The sequence below is a fragment of the Parabacteroides sp. AM17-47 genome (assembly GCF_003434625.1).
GTDB lineage: Bacteria > Bacteroidota > Bacteroidia > Bacteroidales > Tannerellaceae > Parabacteroides > Parabacteroides distasonis.
This window is the reverse complement of sequence record NZ_QTLI01000013.1, coordinates 139797-164522: the sequence shown is the minus strand read 5'-3', so window position 1 is coordinate 164522 and position 24726 is coordinate 139797. Positions and strand designations below refer to the sequence as shown.

Sequence of the window (24726 nt, the reverse complement as noted above, 5' to 3'; positions counted from 1 at the left end):
ACATTTTTAGAATGAAAGGGGGAGTTTATCGAATGCTTACGTATGGCCTTTGTCGCCACCGGGGTTTTGTATGCCCAATCTCCTTATGGATGGCGAGGTGCGCATCGGGATGGCATTTATGAAGAGACGGGTTTGCTGAAGGTATGGCCGGCCGATGGCCCCGAGTTGTTATGGTCTGCCTTGGATGCGGGAAAAGGGCATACCAGTCCGGTAATAGTGAGCGATCGTTTATATATAACGGGAATGAATGAGGATGAGACCCGGGAGATATTCTCGGCATATACCTTGACCGGTAAAAAGGTCTATGAGGTGGCGTATAGCCCGGTTTGGGGAGGCTCGTATCCGGAGACCCGGACAACACCGATGATCGTAGGGAAGAAAGCTTTTATGATTAGTGGTTCGGGGGAGGTCGTATGCTTGGACATCACCGACGGGAAAATTGTATGGAAGGTAAGCGGGAAAAGTTTTCGGCATCAGCCGGGAATGTGGGGAACTTCCGAATGTCCCTTGGTTATTGATGGCAAGAAGGTGATTTATACGCCCTCGGGAAACGAAACGACGATCGTAGCCTTGGATGCCGAGACTGGTAAGACTATCTGGAAAAGCCGTTCGCTACAGGATGAGGGCGGTTATGCCTCGCCTATATTGATTACGTATAATGGACATCGTAAGATCGTGGCGTTGACCGGTAATCGTATCGTCGGGGTGAATCCGGAAAATGGGCAGATCGATTGGACTTTCGACGATCTGGGTAAGGAGGGCAGCCAGTATATCGTACCTACCAACACGCCGCTTTATAAGGACGGACGGATTTTTACGGCGAACGGATATGGTGCGGGGGCCTTTATGTTGCAACTGAATGAGGACGCATCTGGCGTGAGGCTGTTATGGCGCAATAAGGGCTTTGATCCTCATCATGGCTGCTTTGTCTTGGTGGACGGGATTATTTACGGTTCCAGCCACGGACGGAATGGCTTGGGGAAATGGATGGCTGTCGATTGGAATACCGGACGGACAAGGTTTGAGATGAATTGGGGCAAGGGAGTGGGCGAAGGTTCTGTCATCGCCGCTGATGGCATGTTGTATTGCTCTGATGAACGCCGGGGGATGGTCGGTTTGGTGCGTGTGAATCCCGCTAAGTTCGATCTGGTGAGCTTTTTTCGTATCACGAGAGGCGAAGGAGCTTTCTGGGCACATCCGGTTATTCATCGGGGAATATTGTATGTGCGTCACGGGAATGCGTTGATGGCTTATAAGATAAAAGGATAGGAAAACTTAATTATAACCTAAATCGAATAAAAATGAGACTGGTAAGAATGCGGAAAATGAGATTGGGAGGTCTGAGTGTCGCCATGGCTTGTCTTGCTTCTGTGAGCATGACGGCGCAATCCCCGTATGGTTGGAGAGGACCGGAGCGGGATGGCGTTTATTTTGAGAATGGCTTGTTGAAAGAGTGGCCTTCGGAAGGACCTGAGTTATTATGGGAAACCATGGAGTTGGGTAAGGGATATTCCAGCCCCGTGATCGTGGATGGCCGTTTGTACATAACGGGTATGGATGAGGAAGGGACGCAGGAGATTTTCTTCGCCTATTCCTTGGACGGGAAGAAATTGTACCAAACCGCTTATGGTGTACCTTGGACGGATACCTACCCGGAGACCCGTACCACGCCTACGATCGAGAACGGGAAGGCTTATGTCATCAGCGGATCGGGCGAGATCGTCTGCTTGGATACGGCAGACGGCAAGATCGTCTGGAAAGTGGACGGAGGCAAGAAGTTCGAGCGTATGACCGGAAAATGGGGCACGTCCGAGTGTCCGCTGGTCTTCGATAACAAGGTTATTTATACGCCGGGTGGAAATCAGACGACAATGGTGGCCTTGGACGCGGAGACGGGAGAGACCGTATGGAAAAGCGAGCCTTTGGGTGAGCACAGTTCGTATACTTCTCCGCTCTTGGTAATGAATAACGGTAAAATAAAGATCGTGGGCGTGACCGGAAAGAGCGTGTTTGGGGTGAATCCGGAAACAGGCAAGATCGAGTGGACTTTCCGTGACTGGGGACGGTCTCCGGAAGATATGGCGAAAGGATTTGAATCGATCGCCCCCAATACCCCGCTTTATGATAACGGGCGCCTTTTCGTCTGTAACGGTTATAACATGGGTTCTTTTATGCTCCGCTTGAACGTAGATGCTACGAAAGCGGATCTGGTATGGAGGAACGACGATCTCGATACGCATCACGGCGGTTTTGTGTTGGTGGATGGCGTGATTTATGGCTCTAATTGGATCAATAACGGTTCCGGGAACTGGGTGGCCGTGGATTGGAACACGGGCGAGACTAAATTTGACACGCCTTGGCCGGGGGGTAAGGGAAAAGGCTCTATCATCGCTGCGGACGATATGCTTTATTGTTATGACGAGCGCCGTGGAACGGTAGGCTTGATTCGCCCTAACCCCGAAAAGTTCGACGTAGTGAGTGAGTTCCGGATCACGAAGGGAGTAGGCCCGCATTGGGCGCATCCTGTTATCCATGAGGGAGTGCTTTATATACGTCATGGGAACGCGTTGATGGCTTTCAAAATTAAATGACAAAATATCACCTAAAAAAAGAATGAGTATGATTACAGTACAAAAGATGAGATTGTATGGTCTGGGGATCGCTTTCGCATGTTTCGCGTGGGTAGGAGCGACCGCCCAGACGCCGTACGGATGGAGGGGACCGGAGCGAAGCGGTACTTATCCGGAAACGGGTTTGCTGAAAGAATGGCCCGCCGGAGGCCCTAAGTTGTTATGGGAAACGATGGATGCCGGCAAGGGATACTCCAGTCCGGTGATCGTAGGCGATCGCCTGTATCTCACGGGAATGAACGAGGATGAGACCCAAGAGATCTTTTCCGCTTATACCTTGGACGGGAAGAAAGTGTATGAGGTGGCCTATAGCGCGCCTTGGGGCGATACCTATCCGGAGACACGCACCACGCCGGCTATCGATGGAGACAAGGCTTATGTGATCAGCGGTTCCGGTGAGATCGTTTGCTTGGATATCAAGGATGGCAAGATCGTCTGGAAAGTGGACGGTGGCAATATCTATGGACGGAAGACTGGCAACTGGGGAACCTCTGAGTGTCCTTTGGTATATGATGATAAGGTGATTTATACGCCTGCGGGCGACCAGACGACGATGGTCGCTCTTAACAAGGACACGGGGGAATTGATCTGGAAGACCGAATCGTTTGGCGATACGGGCGCTTATGTCTCTCCGATATTGATATCCTATAAAGGGAAACGCCAGATTATCGGCTCTACGGCGAAGCATGTGATTGGCGTGAACCCGGATAACGGGACGGTGGAATGGTCGTTTGCTGATTGGGGGCCTAAAGAGGGCAAATGGGCCAACATCGCCCCGAACACCCCGTTGTATAAGGATGGGAAGATCTTTTTCTGCCATGGATATAACATCAATGGCGTTATGCTTCAATTGAGCGATGACTTGAAGAGTGTCTCCGTTGTTTGGCGCACCGATGTGCTGGATACGCACCATGGCGGCTATGTAGAGGTGAACGGCACGATCTATGGCTCCAACTGGATCAATAACAACCAAGGGAATTGGTGCGCAATCGATTGGAATACGGGTGCTAAAGGCTATGAGACCACATGGACGGGCGGCAAGGGTAAAGGCTCTATCATCGCCGCCGATGGCATGCTGTATTGCTATGACGAGCGTAGGGGGGCTGTAGCTTTGGTGAATCCCGATCCCGCGAAGTTCGATATTGTCAGCGAGTTCCGTATCACGAAGGGCGTGGGGCCGCATTGGGCGCACCCGGTTATCGTGAATGGCGTGCTATATATCCGTCATGGGTTCGCCTTGATGGCGTATAAGGTAAAATGAAAGAATGTATTAGGGCTTTCTTCTTGATGTGTTGATCTTCTAACGGCTGGTGCATGATCGTCCACCAGCCGTTGAATGATCATGCACCAACTGTTGGACGATCTTCTAACAGCCGTTGGATGATCGATGAGACAAGACAAAAACGTTAAACTCCCTAGAGGAAACGACTAAGGTTTCTCTATATTTTAGCGAGCGCTTGCTCCAGATCCGCGATCAGGTCGTCTATATGTTCTGTCCCGACGGAAAGGCGAATCGTGCCCGGATAGATTTCTTGTTCCGTCAGTTCCTCGGCGTTGAGTTGCGAATGGGTGGTGCTAGCCGGATGGATAACCAGCGATTTCACGTCCGCTACGTTCGCCAGCAGGGAGAATATCTCCAGATTATCGATAAAGCGGTGCGCTTCCTCTTGCCCGCCCCGTATCTCGAACGTGAAGATCGATCCTGCTCCGTTCGGGAAATATCGCTGGTAAAGATCGTAGTTCGGATGATCGGCTAGCGCCGGATGGTTTACCTTCTTTACTTTCGGGTGGTTCTTCAGGAATCCCACAACCTTAAGAGCATTGGCCACGTGGCGTTCCACACGCAAGGAAAGTGTCTCTAGGCCTTGCAGTAATATAAACGTGTTGAACGGACTGATTGCCGCTCCTGTATCGCGTAACAATACGGCACGGATGCGGATGGCGTAAGCGGCGGGGCCGGCGGCATCTACGAAGCGTATGCCGTGATAGCTAGGGTCTGGCTCGGTCAGTTGAGGGAACTTGCCGGAAGCTGCCCAGTCGAACTTGCCGGAATCTACGATAACTCCCCCTAATGAGGTTCCATGCCCACCGATAAACTTCGTGGCCGAATGGACCACTATATCCGCTCCATGCTCGATCGGGCGGATCAGGTAAGGCGTTCCGAAGGTATTATCTATGATCAATGGGATGTGATGCTTATGCGCTATGGCTGCAACCGCTTCTATATCGATGATATTCGAGTTCGGATTGCCTAAGGTCTCTATAAAGACCGCTTTGGTATTTCCTTGGATCGCATTCTCGAAGTTCGAGAGATCGTGCGGGTCTACGAACGTGGTCGTCACGCCATACGCCGGCAGTGTATGCGCCAGCAGATTATAGCTACCTCCGTAAATCGTCTTGGCGGCTACGATATGATCACCCGCACGTGTGATGTTCTCGAAAGCGTATGTGATGGCCGCTGCCCCGGATGCTACCGCTAACGCGGCTACGCCTCCTTCGAGGGCGGCAATGCGTTGCTCGAAGACGCTTTGCGTGGGATTCGTCAGCCGTCCGTAGATATTTCCCGGATCTTGCAGGCCGAAACGAGCGGCGGCATGGGCCGAGTTATGGAATACGTAGGAGGTCGTTTGGTAGATGGGTACCGCACGGGCATCTGTTGTTGGATCGGCTTGCTCTTGTCCGACATGAAGTTGTAAAGTCTCGAAATGCAAATTCTTTGTTTCCATTGTGATCTTATGCTTTAATTGTTTGTTTGTCCTTGAATTATTTTCCAGCAAAAGTATATGATGGGGATATATCGAACAATATCTTTTGAAAATATGGAAAATAAATCTATTTTTGTGATCTTGATAAGAATGTAACGATTGTAAGGAAGATAAAAAGAACCTTGTAACAGAATATTTATCTATGGACTCTTTGGATAAGACAGATTTACAGATCCTCCGTATCTTGCAGGATAATTCCCGGCTGACAACCAAAGAACTTGCCGCCCGGGTAAGCCTATCGTCGACTCCCGTGTTTGAGCGGCTTAAACGATTGGAGAGCAATGGTTATATAAAAAAATACATAGCCGTACTGGATGCGGAGAAGCTGAATCAAGGTTTCGTCGTGTTTTGTAGCGTGAGACTGACCCGGCTGAACAAGGATATCGCGTCGGAATTTACCCGGATCATCCAAGATATCCCGGAGGTCACGGAGTGCTATAACATATCCGGCGACTATGACTATCTGCTCAAGATACACGCTCCCAATATGAAGCACTATCAAGAATTTATCTTGAACGTGCTGGGAACGATCGATAGCTTGGGCTCGCTGAGAAGCACTTTCGTGATGGATGAGGTCAAACACGAGTATGGCATCCATATCTGATGGGATGATCCGGCAGATAAGTCTTCGTATGTTGTTAAAGATTCCTTGCGAAGATTGTTTTTCCGGTAATATGTCCGTACTTTGTACAACAAATGAATATTAAGAGATAAATGGAAGATAAAAAGAATGATTATACCCTTAAAGAGGAGCAGATCGCTCGTTTCGCTAAGGCGTTAGGACATCCGGCTAGGGTCGCTATCCTGCATTTTCTGGCAAAGCGGGAGGCCTGTTATTTTGGGGCGATACATGAGGAATTGCCGATAGCGAAGGCTACCGTTTCCCAGCATCTGAAGGAGTTGAAAGATGCCGGCTTGATACAAGGAGAGATAGAGACTCCCAAGGTGAAGTATTGTATCAACCGGGTAAACTGGGAGATCGCCCGGCAGTTGTTCGCGAATTTCTTTGCGGATTGCGTGAAAAAGAAGGAGACGTGCTGCGATGATTGAATGAGGTATGTCTTATGTGTTATTGTTCGTGTTATTGCGAATTAATGACCGTTTAACAATACTGGGAAGACCGTTATTTGTCTAGAATTATATAATAAAATCAAGTACTATATCTATTGACTATGAATTAGTTGTTCGTTGTTTTACGATCATAAAACCTCTCTTGTGTATTTCGTGATTATACCCGTTATTTTCGTTTTAAGGAGCATTAAGGTTTCTTGCTTCTACAGGTCTTTTATATTTGCGTTACTTATTTTTTAAACCACGATTATCTAACGAAAAAATAAGATACCAGATGAAAGCATTTGTAGGAGAACTGATTGGAACTTTTGTTTTGACGCTATTTGGCTGCGGATCTGTAGCCGTAGCGGTATTGTTCGGAGAGTATGGAAGCATATTCCAGATCGCGTTGGTTTGGGGGATTGGCGTTACGCTCGCTATTTACTTAACCCGGCATTTATCATGCGCGCATTTGAATCCGGCCGTTACAGTGGCCATGGTGCTGAGTAAACGGATGAAAGCCGATAAACTGCTTTCTTACCTATTGGCCCAGTTTGCGGGGGCGTTTCTCGCCGGAGCCGTATTGTATGGATTATTAGCGCCTACAATTTCCGCTTATGAGCTGGCGCATGGCATCGTGCGCGGTACGGAGGCCTCGATCGATACAGCTCGTATGTTCGGTGAGTTCTATCCGAATCCCGGCGATAGTATGGCGGTTGTCTCGATGCCTTTGGCGATGGTTGCCGAGGGGTTCGGCACGTTCTTGCTGGTGATGTTTATCTTCGCCTTGACGGAAGGTTGTAACGTGGGACGGCCGAGCGATACGATGGCTCCGGTGTTTATCGGGCTGTCGGTCTCTTCCATCATTTGCTTGATCGCTCCATTGACACAGGCGGGGCTGAATCCTGCCCGCGACTTTGGTCCTCGTTTGGTCTCTTGGCTGGCGGGCTGGGGTGAGGTGGCTTTCCCGGATGCTTGTTGCGGAGGTTTCTTCTTTGTCTATATTCTGGCCCCTATCTTGGGAGGGGCGGTAGCGGCTTATGCGCTAACCTATGTGATAGAGCCGCTGATCAAGCAGGGAGACGGTTCGTGTGAGTGCGAGAAATAGTAATCATTATAATAAACGAAACGGATATGAAACAAACGAGATTGATCTTAGTGGGAGGTTTTTTGGGAGCGGGAAAAACAACACTGTTATGGGAAACTGCCGTGCGATTGATGAATAAAGGGCTGCGTGTAGGTTTGATTACGAACGACCAAGCTCCGGAACTTGTGGACAGCGAGTTGCTGAAGTTGTCGGATCTGCGGGTTGCCGAGGTAAGTGGCAGTTGTTTCTGCTGTAATTTTAACGGATTCACGGATGCGATCAAGGAGATTCGTGCCGAAGCCTCGGCCGACGTGATTATCGCTGAGCCGGTGGGTAGTTGCACGGATTTGTCGGCTACGATCATGCAACCTTTGAAGCAATATTGGAATACGGAGTTGAAGATTTCCCCGCTGACGGTCTTGGCGGACCCGAATCGCTTGGTCTCTATCTTGAATGGGGGGAATGGGGGGTTGCATCCGGATGCCGCTTATATTTATAAGAAACAATTGGAGGAAAGCGATATCATCTTGCTGAGTAAGTCGGATGTGTTGAAACGGGAAGAGACCGCGGTCTTGAGACAACGTTTATCGGACGCGTTTCCGGGTGCGACGGTTTTATCGGCGAGTGCCCAGACCGGTGAGGGCATGGACAAATGGATCGAGGCCGTGATGAGCCGCCAAGATGCGGGCAAGCGCTTATTGGAGATAGATTATGATACCTACGCCCACGGCGAGGCTGTGTTGGGCTGGTTGAACGGGACGCTTCAGTTGCATGGCGTGAGTGATGATTGGGATGATTTCCTGAAAACGCTGATGAAGGGTTTTGCCGTTAAGTTCGATGAGGCGGGTTGCGCCGTAGGACATGTGAAAGTGATCGCGGAGAATGGTAAGCGTTTCGCCGTGGGCAACCTGACCGGGAAACAGGATACCTTATCGTTGAGAGGCTCTGCCGGAGCGGGGGAAGATCTGAAGTTGATCATTAATGCCCGGGTTGAGACTACACCTGAGTTATTGGATCAGATGGTCCGGGAGGTGTTGATCGGTATGATAGACGGTAAGTATGAGGAAGAGGTCGTGGCTTGGCGTTTCTTGCAGCCCGGTCGTCCCAACCCGACCCATCGTTTCGTTGAGATCATAAAATCTTAATCGATATATAGATGAAACATATCGTTATTTGGAGGCAGGCACTTTTAGTTTTGTGCCTGTCCTGCTCTTCTTTTGCCTTCTCGCAGGAGGAAAAAGAGATCCGGCAGAATGGAATCAGTGTAAACGAATCCAACGAGCTGATCGAGCAACTGAAGAATATGCCGTTCATAGAGGTAGGGAAAGGCGTATCTTTCCAATCGAAGAACAATACGTTTGGTATGACGATGCGTGCCCGCATGCAGAGTCTCTTGGAATTTGATCTGGATGAGGATTTCCATCATACGTCTATGGATGCGGAGGTGAAGCGTATCCGTTTGAATTTCGAGGGATATGTGTTGTCTCCTAAGCTGTTGTATTCTATTCAACTGGGATTCGCCCCGAATGATACGAGGACGGTTCCTAATGGCAACGCGAACTTCGTGCGAAACGCTATCCTCTATTACAAACCGAACTCTACTTGGAACTTCGGGGTTGGTCAGGCGAAAATCAAGTCAAACCGTGCCCATAGCAATTCTTCCAGCGCATTGGAGTTCGTGGACCGAAGCATCGTGGACGGACAATTCCATTTGGATCGTGACTTTGGTTTCTTCGGGGAGTTCTTCCACCGGGTAGCCGGTACTTTCAATGTCTCGGCGAAAGCCTCGATTACGACCGGTGAAGGAAGGAACTGGGGGAGTAACGGTAGTGAGAGTGGTTTCGCTTATACAGGGCGTCTGGAATTGTTCCCCTTGGGGACGTTCAAGGGAAAAGGGGAGGCTCTGGAGGGCGATTATGAGTATGAGGAAACGCCTAAGTTAATGCTTGGAGGTGCCTATTCGTATAATGATAAATCAACTCGTGTTCATGGGCAGAACGGAGCGATCATCCCGGATGGAGAGACCCGGACATTGAAAACCTACTATGCGGATCTAGTCTTAAAGTACCGGGGATTCGCTTTCGTTACGGATTTTATGGGACGTGCCTGTGGTTCTCCTCTATTCGCCTCCGATCCGGATTTATCGGTCTTTGTTGGCAAGGGATTGAATGTGCAAGCTAGTTATATGCTTCCAAAACATTGGAGCGTAGCCTTACGAAACGCTACCCTGTTCGCGGACGAGGAGATTCGTCCGGTGGTTGGTTACAAGAACTACAACCAAACGACATTCGGGTTGACAAAATATATAGTGGGACATAATTTCAAGGTACAGGCGGATGCCTCATACAATCAGATGCGGGAAGCTATCGGTCCGTATGATCGTTGGCAATTTCGCTTCGTGCTGGAAGTCGGGATTTAAAAAGAGTATTCATGAAATAAAAGTTAGAAAAAGATGAGAAAGTTAGGATTTGGTATTTTGATGGCGTTATTGAGTTTGTTCGTTTTTAATATGGATTTGGAAGCCCGTAAGACATGGGCTACGGGCAAGCATGGTATAAAAGTATTGATATTATGTACGGGAAACACTTGCCGTAGCCAGATGGCACATGGGTTTATGGCCTCTTATGGAGATGACGTGGCGGTATATTCGGGTGGAGTCAGCGCTGAGAAACGGGTTAATCCGAGAGCTGTCATGGTGATGCGGGAAATGGGGATCGATATCAGCGATCATACTCCGCACCAAGTAGACGAATATCTGAATGAGGATTGGGATTACGTGATCACGGTATGCGATCACGCGAAAGAGACTTGCCCTGTATTCAATGGTAAGGTGAAACATTTATTGCATATGGGATACGAGGACCCATCAAAGGCCACGGGTTCTTATGACTTTATCATGAGCGAGTTCCGTCGTATCCGCGATCAGATCAATGATGATTTCTTCAAGTTGTATACATCTATGGAGGAACGAAAATAGAATGGAAGGTTTATTCTGACAAGTGTTTATTGGAAATAGGGGTGAGTGTTAATTGTCTGTTTAATATATATTATAAATGAAAGCGATAGAAAAGATTAAGGCTGGAAATATTGATTTATCGGAAGATGAGATCATAGAGTTGTTACGTATAAATAATTTTAGTAGCGAATATTATGATTTGCTAGCGGCCTCGAACGCCTTATCTCGGCGGAAGTTCGGGAACCGGGGATATGTGTTTACGCAAATAGGGATTAATGCGGAGCCTTGTCCGATTAATTGTAACTTTTGCTCTATGGCCGCTACCCATTATTCATTGAACGATAAATGGAAGAAATCGGTGGAGGATATATGTCAGGAAGTGCAATTTCTGCAAAAGTCTTATTTTGATGACTTTTTCATGATGACAACAGCCAACTATCCGATAGAGGAATTTATCTCTGTGGGGCGGTCTGTGAGGGGACTATTAAGAAAGGATCAAAAAATGGTGGCTAATATCGGTGATTTTGGTTTGGATACTGCCTTGAAATTGAAAGAGGTCGGTTTCACTGGTGTCTATCATATCAACCGTTTGCGAGAGGGTGAGGATACGATGGCGAAAACGGAAGACCGGGAGGCGACTATGCGAGCGATTAAAGAGGCTGGCCTGGAGCTTTATTATTGTATAGAACCCATAGCCCCGGAACATTCTTATGAGGAGCTGGCAGTAGAGATCCTAAGAGCCAAGGATTTGAAAATAGATGTAATGGCCGCTATGCGTCGGATTCCGGTGAAAGGAACTCCTCTTTATGAGAAAGGGCAAATTTCAGACTTGGAGCTGACGAAAATTGTCGCTGTATCCAATCTGGCAGTCAACCCATCTCGATCGATGAATGTACATGAACCCATCAAATTAGCTATGCTGGCAGGCGTGAACCAATTGTATGCTGAAGTCGGGGCAAATCCTCGTGACACAGAAAGCCATACGGAACAAAATCGGGGATTTAATCCGGAGGGAGCATGGAGTTTATTGAGGGAGTTTGGATACGTCTCATCTGCTTATTGACTCCCGGAGAAGCGTAAATAAGTTGCAGGCATCCTATTTTTGTCTTTTGTTAGGGTTTCCTTCCAAATATTTGTATATATTTGTGGCTATACAGTATAAAAATGGGAGGTGTAAAACCATGGACGATACAAAGGACACAAAAGATATAAAAGAAACGGGCGAGGCTGCGTCCGTTCTCTCTGCGGACGAACAGATGATACAAGATGGGTTCAATGCGTTGTTGAACGATTATTTGAAGTCAAACCACCGCCGTAAGGTCGAACGAATCACGAAAGCTTTTAATTTCGCTAATCAAGCGCACGCCGGAGTGAAACGGCGTTCCGGCGAACCTTATATAATGCATCCTATCGCCGTGGCTCGTATCGTGTGCCGGGAGATGGGTTTGGGCTCTACCTCTATTTGCTCTGCGCTATTGCATGATGTCGTGGAAGATACCGAGTATACGGTGGAGGATATCCGGGATATGTTCGGAGACAAGATCGCCCAGATCGTGGATGGCTTGACGAAGATATCCGGTGGCATTTTTGGGGAACAGGCCTCGGCTCAAGCCGAGAACTTCCGTAAGTTGCTGCTGACTATGAGTGACGATATACGGGTGATTCTAATCAAGATCGCAGACCGTCTTCATAATATGAGGACTTTGGGTTCCATGCTTCCCGCCAAGCAATTTAAGATCGCAGGTGAGACTCTTTATTTGTATGCTCCTCTGGCGCATCGTCTGGGTCTCTTCTCGATCAAGACGGAACTGGAGGATTTGAGTTTTAAATACGAGCATCCGCAAGAATACGATTTCATCAGCGCTAAGTTGAAAGCGACAGAAGAGAGCCGTAATAAATTATTCGAACGTTTCGCCGCCCCTGTGGACGAGAAGCTGAAATCGATGGGACTTCAGTATGAGATGCGTGCCCGTGTGAAATCGGTCTATTCCATTTGGAATAAGATGGAAAGCAAGGGTGTCGCTTTCGAGGATATTTATGATATTTATGCGGTCCGCATTATTTTTGACCCGCTTCCCGGTGTGGACGAGAAAAATCAATGTTGGGATATCTACTCGGCTATTACGGATATTTACCGGATTCGTCCCGACCGTATCCGTGATTGGGTGAGCCGTCCGAAAGCGAACGGTTATCAAGCGCTTCATCTGACCGTTATGGGACCGGATGGACAATGGGTAGAGATCCAGATCCGTAGCCGCCGTATGGATGATATCGCAGAGAAAGGCTTCGCTGCCCATTGGAAATACAAGGAATCCAACGTGGAGGAGGATACGGAATTGGATAAATGGATACAAACCATTACCGAGATATTGGAGAGTCCGGACCCGAATGCGCTGGATTTCTTGGATACGATCAAACTGAACTTATTTACTTCCGAGATATTTGTTTTCACTCCGAAAGGAGATATAAAGACATTGCCCCAAGGGGCTACCGCCTTGGATTTCGCTTATGCGCTTCACTCCGATATCGGTAATAAATGTATTGGTGCTAAGGTAAACCATCGTTTGGTGCCATTGAGTCATCCGCTGTCCAGTGGAGATCAGGTGGAGGTCTTGACTTCCCGTTCTCAGGAGCCGCAACCGGAGTGGTTGAACTTCGTGACTACCGCTAAGGCTCGTGCGAAGATCGATGCCGTATTAAAGCGTGTCCGTAAAGAGGTCGCTAAGTATGGAGAGATAAAAGTTCTTGATGCCTTCAAGCGTTCGGAGCTTGAGGCGAGTACATCCAATCTGGATAAATTAGGCATGTACTTTGGATTCTCGAAACGCGAGGAATTCTTTTATGCGGTAGAGAAGGGGGATGTGGTTTTGCCCGAGAATTTAAAGAAGCTGTTGAAGGAGAAGACGGATAATGTCTTGTTTAAGTATGTGAAACAGGCGTTGGGTGTCGCTTCCAAGAAGGTGAAACAACCCGAAGAGGAGGAAGCCAAGAAAGAGAAGCCTAAATATGATAAGAAAAAGCCTTATTTATTGAAAGAGGAGGCTTTTGAGCGTAATTATGTAATTGCCGAATGTTGTAAGCCGATTCCGGGAGATGACTCTTTAGGTTTTATCAATGACGATGGTAACGTAGTGGTTCATAAACGTTCCTGCCCGATCGCCATGCGCTTGAAAAGTAGCTTTGGCGAACGTATCTTGAATACGGTTTGGAGCAGCCATATGAACGCTTCTTTTGAGGCCACGCTAGAGGTGAAAGGTATAGACTCGATAGGCGTACTGAATACGATCACGAAAACGATTTCCGAGGATTTCAACGTGAACATCATGCGCTTGCTGATCGAGGCGAAAGACGGCGTGTTCGAAGGTAAGATAAAGATGAAAGTTCATGACGTAGAAGATATCCAGAAAATGTGCGTGACTTTGTCGAAGATACAGAATATTAAATCTGTCGGACGTGTAGCGGATTAAGTGTAGCGAAGTGCTTCGCTACACTTTTGTTTTATAAAAGCTTTATCAGCCGACAATCAAATAAGTTATATAAGCTATATAACAAGCGATCAATAGGATTCCCTCCGGCCTAGTGATGGTCCGTTTCTTGAAGAAAAGGCCAAAAATATAAAGCAATACGCATGAACCGATCATGACGCCCAAATCCAGATTGGTAATGCCTTGTATGTTCATCGGCGTGATTGTCGCGCTACAACCTAATACGAAGAATATATTGAAGAGGTTGGAACCGATAACATTTCCGATCGCCATCTCCGGGTTCTTCTTTAAGGCGGCCACGACGGAAGTCGCTAACTCAGGAAGAGAGGTTCCTCCGGCCACTAAAGTCAAACCGATAATAGATTCGCTGACACCCAGTCCACGGGCGATACCAGAAGCTCCATCCACGAAAAATTGTCCTCCGTAAATCAAACCAGCCAATCCACCAATGATGAATAAACTCGCTTTCCAAATGGGCATTATTTTAATCGTGCTCTCTCCATTTTCCTCTCCATTATGTGCGATCGCGAATGTATAGCCAAGGAAAATGGCGAAGAAGCATAATAGTAACATTCCATCGCTACTACTGATACTATTTTGCGATGCGCCGTTGATCAAAACGTCATTCGCGCAAATAAATAATACGATTGAGGCAAGCACGCAAAGAGGGATCTCTTTGCTCAACGTACCTTTCGTGACGCTGATCGGTACGATAGCGGCCGTACAGCCGACAATCATCAAGGCGTTAAATATATTGCTTCCTACTACATTACCAATAGCGATATCTGAGCTTCCTTTCAAGGCAGATACGACACTGACCGTTAATTCCGGTGCGGAAGTCCCAAACGCCACAATAGTTAACCCGATTACTAAGCTGGAAATATTGAAGCGTTTGGCTACCGAGGCGGCACCATCCGTCAAGGCGTTAGCCCCAACTAAAATTAGTAGTAAACCGCCAATTAGTAATACGATATCCATTAGTCTTTAGAATGGCAAATCATCGATAGGATTGGCCGGTCCGAAATCAGGAGCGGATGAGGCTGGAGCCGTAGGAGCGGAAGCCGGAGCGAAATTATCCGGAGTTACTCCCATCGGAGCGGCTTGAGAAGCTGCCGCCATCGGACGGTCTACTTTCCATGCGTTGATACTGGTGAACCAGCGGCCTTGGTACTCACGGCTGTCAATGTCGAAAGAGACTGTCAATTCCTCGCCCGGCTGAATGGCCGCTTGAGCGATCTTATCCGCTCCGAATATCTGGAAGCATACTTTCTTGGGATATTGATCGTGTGTCTCTAATACGTACTCTTGTTTTTTCCATTCGTTTCCGGCTTTGCTGACACCGCCTACTTCCGGTAGGACTTGAATAATTTTTCCTGTAATTTCCATGTCTTGTATTTTATTTGCTTATGTTTTATTTAATTGGGGACGAAGGTACGGTTTTGTTCTGGTTTTATCAACAGAATAATCACACTTTCGGGGCAAAAGCATCGAATGCGTCTTTCATAGCTAACAGCTCTTCTTTGATCTGTTTCAGGCGGTTTACGATCTCTTCTTGCCGGATCGTCGTCTCTTTATTGTCCTTCAGTTTTTGCCGTGCGCCGGCCAAGGTCATCCCTCTCTCTTTAACCAGATGGTAGATGAGGCGTACCGCGTCGATATCCTCCTGCTTGTAAAAACGGGTACCTTTGCTCGTCTTCCTTGGATTGATGATATCGAACTCTTTCTCCCAAAAGCGAAGGGTGGACTCGTTCACGTCGAACATCTGCGCCACCTCGCTGATGGAAAAATAGAGCTTGAGATCTTTATTCTTTTTTAGACTCATACTGCTAATGAAGTTTAATCCATAACCTGGCCATGATTCTCGGCGATCTGGATCATACGGTCGTATTCCTCAGGTGAGAGATCCATGTAATAGTATTTGGACGGATTATCATGCTTTCCTCGTACGATTACCTCATAATGCAAGTGAGGGCCGGTAGATTTCCCGGTATTTCCAACCTCGCCAATCACCTCTCCACGAGTAACCTTCTGTCCGACACGTTTCTTGAACTTACTCATATGACCGTATAACGTCTGATAGCCGTAGCCATGATCGATAATCAAACAATTTCCGTATCCCTGTTTCCAAGCGGCAAAAGTGACAACGCCATTACCTGTCGCATAGATCTCCGTTCCCACTTTAGCCGAGAAATCCATTCCAGAATGGAAACGAGGTGTACGGTAAATCGGGTCGATACGCACGCCATAGCCGGAAGCGGTACGACGCAGATCCTTATTGGAAATCGGCTGGATAGCCGGGATACATTTACTTCTCTCTTCTTGGTTCTTTCCTAGGGAGATCAGTTCTTCCAAGGAATTGGATTGGATATATAATTGCTTACGTAGCATATCCATCTTTTGGGTCGTGGAGACAACAAGCTCCGGATTGGACAGGCTCATCAAATGCTCGTAACGGTTTGTCCCTCCAAACCCGGCTTTCCGAACGGACTCCGGGATGGACTCGGCTTGGAAGATCGCCCGGTACAGATTCTCATCACGCTGTTGGATATCATCCAATACGTCCAACGCGTTATTTAAGCGAAGGGAAAGTACCTCGTATTGAGTTTGCAATAGGCGGTTCTCCTTACGTAACTGAGATTCCATCGGAGAGTCCACCAAATGCATCATGACGAAAAAAGTGGCTACGCCGAACGCTATTCCGGTGCTTAAATGGCGGAGAACGGTGAACAGCCGGTCTTTGCTAGATGGGTATACACGCTCATAATTGAGTGTGTTCGGATTGTATAAATAGTATGTTTTGCGACTTTTAAAGAGTTTCATCTACATTTTTTGTTATCTGAATGCACGCAAAAATAATAATTTGCAGTACTTTTGCAAATTGTTTTTCAGAATATTAACGAGAACTATATAAATAGATTATGTTGACAGCAAAAGAAATCCGTGAATCCTTCAAGCAATTCTTCGCTTCTAAGGAACACCAGATCGTGCCTTCCGCTCCAATGGTGGTAAAGGGTGACCCCACGTTGATGTTTACGAACGCGGGAATGAATCAGTTTAAAGATATTATCTTGGGCAACGTGCCCCGTAAGTATCCTCGTGTCGCGGACTCTCAGAAATGTCTTCGTGTTAGCGGTAAGCATAACGATTTAGAGGAGGTAGGGCATGATACCTATCACCATACGATGTTTGAGATGCTCGGAAACTGGTCGTTCGGAGATTATTTTAAGAAAGAGGCGATCAACTGGGCTTGGGAATACTTGGTAGAGGTATTGAAGCTGAATCCGGAGCGTTTATATGCCACCGTATTCGAGGGAAGCCCTGCCGAAGGCTTAGATCGTGATAACGAAGCTGCTGGTTATTGGGAGCAATATTTACCGAAAGATCATATTCTGAACGGTAACAAACATGATAACTTCTGGGAAATGGGGGACACGGGTCCTTGCGGTCCCTGTTCCGAGATCCATATCGACCTTCGTTCGGACGAGGAGCGTGCGGCGGTCAGCGGCGCCGATATGGTAAATAAGGATCATCCGCAGGTAATCGAGATCTGGAACCTTGTGTTCATGCAATTCAACCGCAAGGCCGACGGCTCTTTGGAACCGCTGCCGGCTAAGGTAATCGATACCGGTATGGGATTCGAGCGTCTGTGCATGGCATTGCAGGGTAAGACCTCAAATTATGATACGGACGTATTCCAACCGATTATCAAGGTAATCGCGGGAATGGCGGGTACGACTTACGGTACGGATAAACAGCAAGATATCGCTATGCGTGTGATCGCCGATCACATCCGTACGATCGCTTTCGCTATCACGGACGGACAGTTGCCTTCCAACGCTAAGGCCGGTTATGTAATCCGTCGTATCTTGCGGCGTGCCGTTCGTTACGGTTATACGTTCTTGGATCGCAAGGAAGCGTTTATGTATAAGCTTTTGCCCGTATTGATCGAGACGATGGGCGACGCTTATCCGGAATTGATCGCTCAGAAAACCTTGATTGAGAAGGTTATCAAGGAGGAGGAAGAATCTTTCCTTCGTACCTTGGAAACCGGTATCCGTTTGCTGGATAAGAAAATGGAGGAGACGAAGGCTGCGGGGAAGACGGTCTTGAATGGCGTAGATGCCTTTACATTATATGATACCTACGGATTCCCGTTGGACTTGACGGAATTGATTCTTCGTGAGAACGGCATGGAAGCCGATATCGAGGAGTTCAATAAGGCTATGCAGAAGCAGAAAGAGCGTGCCCGTAACGCCGCCGCTATCGAGACAGGCGACTGGATCACGCTGAAAGAGGGTGAATGTAAGTTCGTGGGTTATGATTTGTTCGAATGCGAGGCAGAGATCTTGCGTTATCGCCAGATCAAACAAAAGAATAAAGTATTATATCAGATCGTTCTGGATCAAACCCCGTTCTATGCGGAAATGGGTGGACAGGTCGGTGATACGGGTTGGTTGATCGCCGACGACGAGAAGATCGACGTGATCGATACGAAACGTGAGAATAATTTGCCGGTTCATTTGGTAGCGAAACTACCGAAGGACGTAACGGCTACATTTACCGCAAAGATCAACGTGAAAAAGCGTATCCAGTGTGAGTGTAACCACTCTGCCACGCACCTTTTGCATGAGGCGTTGCGTGAGGTATTAGGTACGCACGTAGAGCAGAAAGGTTCGTATGTTTCGCCTGATTCTTTACGTTTCGACTTCTCTCATTTCCAAAAAGTGACGGACGAGGAAATCCGTAAGGTGGAAATATTGGTTGGAGAGAAGATCCGTGCGAACTTCCCGTTGGAAGAGCATCGCAATATGCCGATCGCCGAAGCAAAGGCGCTAGGGGCTATGGCTTTGTTCGGTGAGAAATATGGCGATGAGGTACGTGTCGTGAAATACGGAAGCTCCGTGGAGCTATGTGGTGGTACGCATATCCCGGCAACCGGTATGATCGGTTCTTTGCGCGTGATAGGAGAGAGCTCTATCGCCGCAGGAGTCCGTCGTATAGAGGCGGTTACGGCCGAGGGCGCCGAGCAATTCGTATATGCCCAGCAAGATCTGATCCGTGAGTTGCGTGCGTTGATGAACCATATGCCGAATTTGGCGCAAGCGATGAAAAAGTCTATCGAGGAGAACGCCGAGATGAAGAAACAGATCGAGGATTATATCCGTGAGAAGTCTATGCGTTTGAAAGAGGAGATCGTGGCGAAAGCTTCGGAGAGCAATGGTATCAAGGTTATGCAGTTCGTTGGTAAGGCAAATGCGGACGCTATGAAGAACGTGGCTTTTCAGATCAAGGCGGAGACAACCGATAGCTTTGTCTTTGTTGCCGGTATCATTGACGATAACAAATGCACGCTCATGCTTATGTTAAGCGATGATTTGGTGAAAGAGGGCTTGCATGCCGGTAAGATCGTAAAAGAGGCCGCTAAGCATATCCAAGGCGGTGGTGGTGGACAACCCCATTTCGCTACGGCCGGCGGTAAGAACATGGAGGGCCTTTCTATTGCGGTTGGCGCTGTGAAAGAGGCTGTTGGAGTACAATAAAATCGGTTCGGAAGAAATTGACTTTTCTTTCGGACGCAATGATAGATTCCTTCGGATCGAATAAGAATTCCATCCGAAGGAATTTTTTTATGTCGTTTTGATAATCGGAATACATGTTTTACCTTTGTGGTCTAAGGTTTTAAATAAAAAAGATATGTCAGAGCAAAAAGTGGTTATTTGCAAGGACCTGAAATCGGAACTGCAAGATTTTCTCTTCTCTCTAAAATACGATAAGTTGTTCATCCTTATGGATACGAATACCAAAGAGAAATGTTTTCCCTTGGTAGAGGATATACCGGCCTTTCAAAAGGCGCCGATTCTCGTGATGGAAGCGGGTGATATGAATAAGGGTTTTGTCTCTTTAGCCCAGATATGGACAGCTTTGTCGAATGAGGGGGCTTCCCGTAACTCCTTGCTGGTGAATTTGGGCGGCGGTATGATTACGGATATGGGTGGTTTTGCCGGCGCTACTTTCAAGCGGGGCATCCGTACGATCAATATCCCTACGACCTTGATGGCGTCCGTCGATGCTGCGGTTGGCGGTAAGACGGGTATCAACTTCAATGGGTTGAAGAACGAGGTCGGTTCTTTTTATCCCCCCTTGTGTGTATTCATCGATTGCGATTTCTTGCGCACGTTGGATCGCGATAATATCCTTTCCGGTTATGCGGAGATGATCAAGCACGGGTTGATTAGTTCGATGGAGAATTATGCGTCTGTCATGCTTTTTGATATCGACACCATGAATTATTCGTATTTGAATAGTTTGGTAGGCCAGTCGGTCGCCGTGAAAGAGCGGATCGTAGAGGAAGATCCCAAGGAACAAGGTATTCGTAAGGCATTGAATTTCGGTCATACGATCGGCCACGCTTTCGAGAGCTTGTCTTTCCTGAAAATGCGTCCGATCTTGCATGGTCATGCGGTAGCGGCGGGTATCGTGAGCGAGCTTTACCTCTCGCATAAGCAGTGTGGCTTCCCGATGGAGAAATTGAGTCAAGTCGTTTATTATATAAAAGAGTATTATCCGGCGCTCTTCTTTGACTGCACGGACTACGATACCTTATATGAGTTAATGACACATGATAAAAAGAATGAGGGCGGTATCATCAACTTCACTTTACTGAAAAATGTAGGAGATGTCCGTATCAACCAATCGGTCACCAAGGAAAAAATCTTGGAGTCTCTTGATTTTTATCGTGAAAGTTTTGGCATTTAACGGAAAAAAACTACCTTTGCACCCGTAAAATAAAAGCGGGATGTAGCTCAGCCCGGTTAGAGTACGCGTCTGGGGGGCGTGTGGTCGCTGGTTCGAATCCAGTCATCCCGACTAAAGCTGAGATAAAAGGAGTTAAGTCTATGGCTTAACTCCTTTTTTTACTCTCTACCACTTTCCTAAAACAATGAGGCAGTAGAAATTCCGACTCATCCGATATTCATGGGGGATAGCCTTAAATCATGACAATAGATTAAAATTGATATATTTCCGTTTGAATTTAGTGCGGTCATTCCAGCCTGTTTTAGCCATTATATCTGTTAATGGTTGCTTAGTGCCGACTTATCGGTGCATGCTCTGTGAGTTCAAAGTCTTTTGGGGCACGATTGTTTATCGGAGTAGGGAGGCCTAGCTGTTTGATAGAGTGCCATTGGCTGCTGAAGTGAATAACTAACGGCTTGTCGAATGAATAACTAGCGGCTATATATAGCCGCTAACTAACGGCTCGGGAAGTGAATAACTGATCACTTGGAAAGCCTTCTACGGCCTGCGAAATCAAGTATGCGTTAACCTAGAGGAGGATTTTTGGAAATTATATTATATATGTACACGTACATTAAAGAATATGATATATGTGAATAGGTTTTAGTAATACATACCAATAATATCAAGGACTGATTTATCTAATAAAACGGCTAGTATAAACGATCGTTTTAATCAGTCATTTGCAAAGGTACGCGTTTCTTTGACTTCTGCAACCCTTCCGGGCTATTTTTTTCATCCCTTATTCTCTTTCTTATCAATAGGATAGCCTATCCTTTACGAAACAACCGATTCTGTAAACGAATCTCTCTTTTTACTCTTCGAAAAACGCAAGGTTTAGACGATCGTTTAGACTAGTCGTTTTTGAATAGAGGGCGATTGATTAAGGTCTTGATAGATATTTAATTAACACTATTATTAATATTTAAATTAGAGATTATGAACAAAGGGATTTTTACTTTGATGACAGCGGCTTTATTGTCCGCAGGTTCAGCGGTAATGCCTGTTAATGCTGCTTCTGAGATTACAGCCTATTCGACTGTAAATAAAGATAAGGTATTAGCTAACGGCGTGAAGTTCTATTTGCAAAAGAGTACAGAAGCAAAAGCTGGAGAGACTTATTACACGGTAAAAGAAGTGACACTTAAAGACAAGACTAAGGTTTGGACTTTGACTGAGGCTGAGTCTGCAGAAAAAGCGTCTGTTTTTGAGGTTTCTAATTATGCTAAGGTAGGTAACCAGTACACCTTCTCATTGTCTGCAAATGGGAAAGTTGTTACTTTTCAGAAAGATGCCTCTAGCATTGAAGATGGCGCTGATTTGAATGCGGATGCCCGTACAACAACTATTCTTTCTACCGTAAACAAGCTAAGTGCAATCAAAACGTTGCCTGCTTTCTTGAAAGAAGCTACAGGTTTTTCAGTGATTCTAGCTACTGAGGTAGAGACTATGGATGCTGAAGCATTGAATACTTATAATAAGAATGGCTTTACTTTCGGATTTAACGCTCCGACTGAGTTAGTATCCAATCCGTTCGCCCAGCCGATCTATGCGGTAGATTATACGGAAGAGGTTGCTACTGCGGCTGAAGGTGAGACTTTCGGCAATACGTACTTTGTTGTTGGTGGTACGGAGAAGGCTTTGAAGGCTTTGAAGGAAGACTACAAGGATGGAACATTGGATGAGAAAGACTTGCTGTTCAATAAGGACATCAAGATCCTAGCTTTGAAAAAGGACGTTAAGTATGACGTGAAAGCTGCTAAGACTACGGCTTATAAATTAGAGACTGTAGCTGGTGATAAGGCCAATGTGGCTGAACACTCCGCTGCTTTCATGGTAACGGAATTCGATAAGTTGGCTAATCCGGATGAATATCAGTTGAAGATCAAGTCTCCGGAAGCAGAAACCGCTCTTTATATGGGTGCTATTCGTTTCACTTCTACGGATACGAAGACTTATGTGACTACTGTAGAGGAAGGCGAGATCGGTTCTTTGATCAACGCGACTTTAGGTGCTAGCACTTATTTGAAACCTTCTGTATTGTTGAAGGAAGGCGTGGCTAACTTCGTGAATGTTTACTTCACTAGCTCGAATGAAAGTCAAAAGGACAAGAGCCTTACAACTGAGTATCATAAATACTTGGTTCCGGGTGTTTCTGAGGGATCATTCGTATATAACGCTATGGCCGCTAACGACGTGAACTTTAAGTCTGCCGCTTCTCAATGGGCTGTTAAGGACTTCGATGGTAAATATACGTTCACGTTAGTGAACCGCGAGACTCAGCAAGAATTGGAATTGAGCATGCAAGAGACTAAGGTTAAAGGCGAGTATGAGGTGGTTGCTACAGGTGAGGATAAGAAATTTGGCAACTTGACCGAAGATGGCAAAAAGGATACTGAAGAGATGAAAACAATCGCCGGTACTAAAGTTAAATTTATCCCTGTTGAAAAAGTAGCAGGTTTCTTGGATCTGTCCAAGGAAGAGATGGAGGCTGGTGTCTCTTTGTTGTTCAAGGGTAAAACTGACTTGATCGGTGAGAAGACTTTCTATGCTGCTATGAAGGAACAGAACACTTTGACTCCTAGCATGAAAGCTTCTGAATTAGCTTCTTTGTCAATCGAGAAAGCAAAAGGTAAGATCAATGAGGACGATAAGGACGCTGTAGAAAACTATACGATCCAAGTGGTTGATGTAGCTTACTTGAAGGATGGTAAGGTTGTTGCCGCTAAGGATACATTATTTGTTCCTACTTATACGATCTTCCACGTGACAGGTGAAGGTGATGACGCTAAGACATTCTGCTTAGGCGAGGATATGAAATATACAGAGAAATCTGAGGGAACAAATCCTGCTGAGTTCTATTTCAGACAGAATGCGAATGGCTCATACGCTATGGGCTTTGCGGAGAATGGTCCGGTTAGCTTTGGCGACGAGGGTACGATTAACGCATCAGCAAAAGCAATCGGTGTAAGTCAAGAGTTGGCTTTCACTAACGATGAGGCATCTGTTTATGATATGAAGGCTGATAAATTCGCAAATGTAACCGTACAAGTAAACGACAACTCAGATAAGACTACATTGGCTGCTGAGCCTCGTCACGCTTCTTTCGACGATGTTGATCAGTTAGGTTCTATCAACTATCAGTTGAATAAGAATGGTATCACAGAGGGTATCCTTTCCGCTGAGAGCATGATCTTCTGGTTGGATACGGCGGATAGCAAGGCTACGACTCCGTACTTCTATATCTCTAAGGGTATTGAGGTTGCTGAAGGCGAAGAAACTCCGGCCGAGAGAATGTTCATGTATAACGCTAAAGACTCTATGCAAGTATTTGATGAAGGTTCTGCTGTCGCTTCTTTCAACGAGAAGTATATGTTGGAAGGTAGTACAAGTAAGGATGCTAAGGTAATCTTCCGTCCGGCTATTATCGCGGGTGTTGATACGATCAATACGGTTGTAAATGGTAAGGCTGCTGTCGTTGTGGCTGAAGAGGACAAGGCTGAGGAAGTGTTAGGCGGTTTGGATAACTTCAAGTTCGGTATCTGCTTGGCTGATCCTGCTGTAGAGGGTGAATATGTAATTTACTCAAAGGCAGACAACAGCAAGTATGTATATGCTTTGAACGGAAAGTTAGGTTTGGGTTCAGAGGAGGAAGCTATGGTCTTCACGTTGGGTACTGAGGTTCCGACCGGTAATGAGTCTATTGACAACGCAACTTCTTCTATCGTAGTAACAGGCAACGCCGGTTCCGTAACGATCCAAGGCGCTCAAGGCGAGACTGCTTATGTTCGTAACTTGTTGGGTATGCCGTTGGCAGAGACAGTTGTCACTTCCGATAACGCTACGATCGCTGTTCCTGCTGGAATCGTTCTTGTAACGGTTGGCGACGAGACTGTAAAGGTAGTCGTTAAATAAGACATGTAAAGGAATAATGAAAAGATAAATCGAAAATCATTCC

General features: G+C 46.7%; 19 protein-coding genes and 1 tRNA gene. 15 read left to right on the top strand and 5 right to left on the bottom strand.

Annotation, left to right across the window (positions count from 1 at the left end; genetic code table 11):
* Positions 1-42: 42 nt before the first annotated feature.
* The 3 genes from DW205_RS12325 to DW205_RS12315 are packed head-to-tail and all read left to right on the top strand — an operon-like array spanning position 43 to position 3891.
* The gene (locus DW205_RS12325) at positions 43-1269 is read left to right on the top strand and encodes a PQQ-binding-like beta-propeller repeat protein (protein WP_233523151.1); all 1227 of its coding nucleotides are present in this window, start codon (positions 43-45) and stop codon (positions 1267-1269) included.
* Positions 1270-1301: 32 nt separating this feature from the next.
* Positions 1302-2591 carry a PQQ-binding-like beta-propeller repeat protein gene (locus DW205_RS12320; RefSeq protein ID WP_227793684.1) on the top strand — a complete coding sequence of 430 codons (1290 nt, stop codon included), beginning with the start codon at positions 1302-1304 and terminating at the stop codon, positions 2589-2591.
* A gap of 28 nt (positions 2592-2619) precedes the next feature.
* Positions 2620-3891 carry a PQQ-binding-like beta-propeller repeat protein gene (locus tag DW205_RS12315; protein ID WP_005866869.1) on the top strand — a complete coding sequence of 424 codons (1272 nt, stop codon included), beginning with the start codon at positions 2620-2622 and terminating at the stop codon, positions 3889-3891.
* A gap of 178 nt (positions 3892-4069) precedes the next feature.
* Here the strand turns inward: DW205_RS12315 and DW205_RS12310 are convergent, their stop codons facing one another.
* The gene (locus DW205_RS12310; RefSeq protein WP_005866872.1) at positions 4070-5356 is read right to left on the bottom strand and encodes an O-acetylhomoserine aminocarboxypropyltransferase/cysteine synthase family protein; all 1287 of its coding nucleotides are present in this window, start codon (positions 5354-5356) and stop codon (positions 4070-4072) included.
* A 181-nt stretch (positions 5357-5537) separates the two neighbouring features.
* On the opposite strand from DW205_RS12310, the gene DW205_RS12305 reads away from it, so the two are divergent.
* The 8 genes from DW205_RS12305 to DW205_RS12270 all read left to right on the top strand — a co-directional run bounded on the left by DW205_RS12305 (position 5538) and on the right by DW205_RS12270 (position 13955).
* Positions 5538-5999, top strand: coding sequence for an Lrp/AsnC family transcriptional regulator (locus tag DW205_RS12305; protein WP_005866874.1), 462 nt, complete (start codon positions 5538-5540; stop codon positions 5997-5999).
* 110 nt (positions 6000-6109) lie between these two features.
* On the top strand, positions 6110-6445 hold the full coding sequence (locus DW205_RS12300) for a helix-turn-helix transcriptional regulator (RefSeq protein WP_005866876.1): 336 nt from the start codon (positions 6110-6112) through the stop codon (positions 6443-6445).
* A 295-nt stretch (positions 6446-6740) separates the two neighbouring features.
* Positions 6741-7553, top strand: a complete 813-nt coding sequence (locus DW205_RS12295; protein ID WP_005866878.1) for an MIP/aquaporin family protein — start codon at positions 6741-6743, stop codon at positions 7551-7553.
* A 26-nt stretch (positions 7554-7579) separates the two neighbouring features.
* Positions 7580-8677, top strand: coding sequence for a GTP-binding protein (locus DW205_RS12290; RefSeq protein ID WP_005866880.1), 1098 nt, complete (start codon positions 7580-7582; stop codon positions 8675-8677).
* An 11-nt stretch (positions 8678-8688) separates the two neighbouring features.
* Positions 8689-9951: a porin gene (locus DW205_RS12285; protein WP_005866882.1), complete on the top strand. Its 1263-nt coding sequence runs from the start codon at positions 8689-8691 to the stop codon at positions 9949-9951.
* Positions 9952-9984: 33 nt separating this feature from the next.
* Positions 9985-10509 carry an arsenate reductase ArsC gene (locus DW205_RS12280; RefSeq protein ID WP_005866884.1) on the top strand — a complete coding sequence of 175 codons (525 nt, stop codon included), beginning with the start codon at positions 9985-9987 and terminating at the stop codon, positions 10507-10509.
* Between the two features lie 76 nt (positions 10510-10585).
* On the top strand, positions 10586-11551 hold the full coding sequence (locus tag DW205_RS12275; protein ID WP_121963096.1) for a radical SAM protein: 966 nt from the start codon (positions 10586-10588) through the stop codon (positions 11549-11551).
* 118 nt (positions 11552-11669) lie between these two features.
* On the top strand, positions 11670-13955 hold the full coding sequence (locus DW205_RS12270) for a bifunctional (p)ppGpp synthetase/guanosine-3',5'-bis(diphosphate) 3'-pyrophosphohydrolase (RefSeq protein WP_005861271.1): 2286 nt from the start codon (positions 11670-11672) through the stop codon (positions 13953-13955).
* Positions 13956-14000: 45 nt separating this feature from the next.
* On the opposite strand, the gene DW205_RS12265 is transcribed toward DW205_RS12270, so the two are convergent.
* The 4 genes from DW205_RS12265 to DW205_RS12250 form a co-directional block, all read right to left on the bottom strand.
* Complete coding sequence (locus tag DW205_RS12265; RefSeq protein ID WP_005866891.1) at positions 14001-14951, bottom strand: calcium/sodium antiporter; 951 nt, start codon at positions 14949-14951, stop codon at positions 14001-14003.
* 6 nt (positions 14952-14957) lie between these two features.
* Positions 14958-15359, bottom strand: a complete 402-nt coding sequence (locus DW205_RS12260) for a DUF3127 domain-containing protein (RefSeq protein WP_005866893.1) — start codon at positions 15357-15359, stop codon at positions 14958-14960.
* 79 nt (positions 15360-15438) lie between these two features.
* Positions 15439-15795 carry a MerR family transcriptional regulator gene (locus tag DW205_RS12255; RefSeq protein ID WP_005861277.1) on the bottom strand — a complete coding sequence of 119 codons (357 nt, stop codon included), beginning with the start codon at positions 15793-15795 and terminating at the stop codon, positions 15439-15441.
* 14 nt (positions 15796-15809) lie between these two features.
* On the bottom strand, positions 15810-16793 hold the full coding sequence (locus tag DW205_RS12250; protein ID WP_005866895.1) for a M23 family metallopeptidase: 984 nt from the start codon (positions 16791-16793) through the stop codon (positions 15810-15812).
* A gap of 98 nt (positions 16794-16891) precedes the next feature.
* On the opposite strand from DW205_RS12250, the gene alaS reads away from it, so the two are divergent.
* The 4 genes from alaS to DW205_RS12230 all read left to right on the top strand — a co-directional run bounded on the left by alaS (position 16892) and on the right by DW205_RS12230 (position 24683).
* A complete protein-coding gene (alaS, locus tag DW205_RS12245; RefSeq protein ID WP_005866897.1) occupies positions 16892-19513 on the top strand; it encodes an alanine--tRNA ligase in 2622 nt (873 codons plus the stop codon).
* Between the two features lie 154 nt (positions 19514-19667).
* A complete protein-coding gene (gene aroB / locus DW205_RS12240; RefSeq protein WP_005866899.1) occupies positions 19668-20729 on the top strand; it encodes a 3-dehydroquinate synthase in 1062 nt (353 codons plus the stop codon).
* Positions 20730-20765: 36 nt separating this feature from the next.
* Positions 20766-20840 (top strand) — tRNA-Pro (locus DW205_RS12235).
* Between the two features lie 867 nt (positions 20841-21707).
* Positions 21708-24683, top strand: coding sequence for a DUF6383 domain-containing protein (locus DW205_RS12230; RefSeq protein WP_005866902.1), 2976 nt, complete (start codon positions 21708-21710; stop codon positions 24681-24683).
* Positions 24684-24726 lie beyond the last annotated feature (43 nt).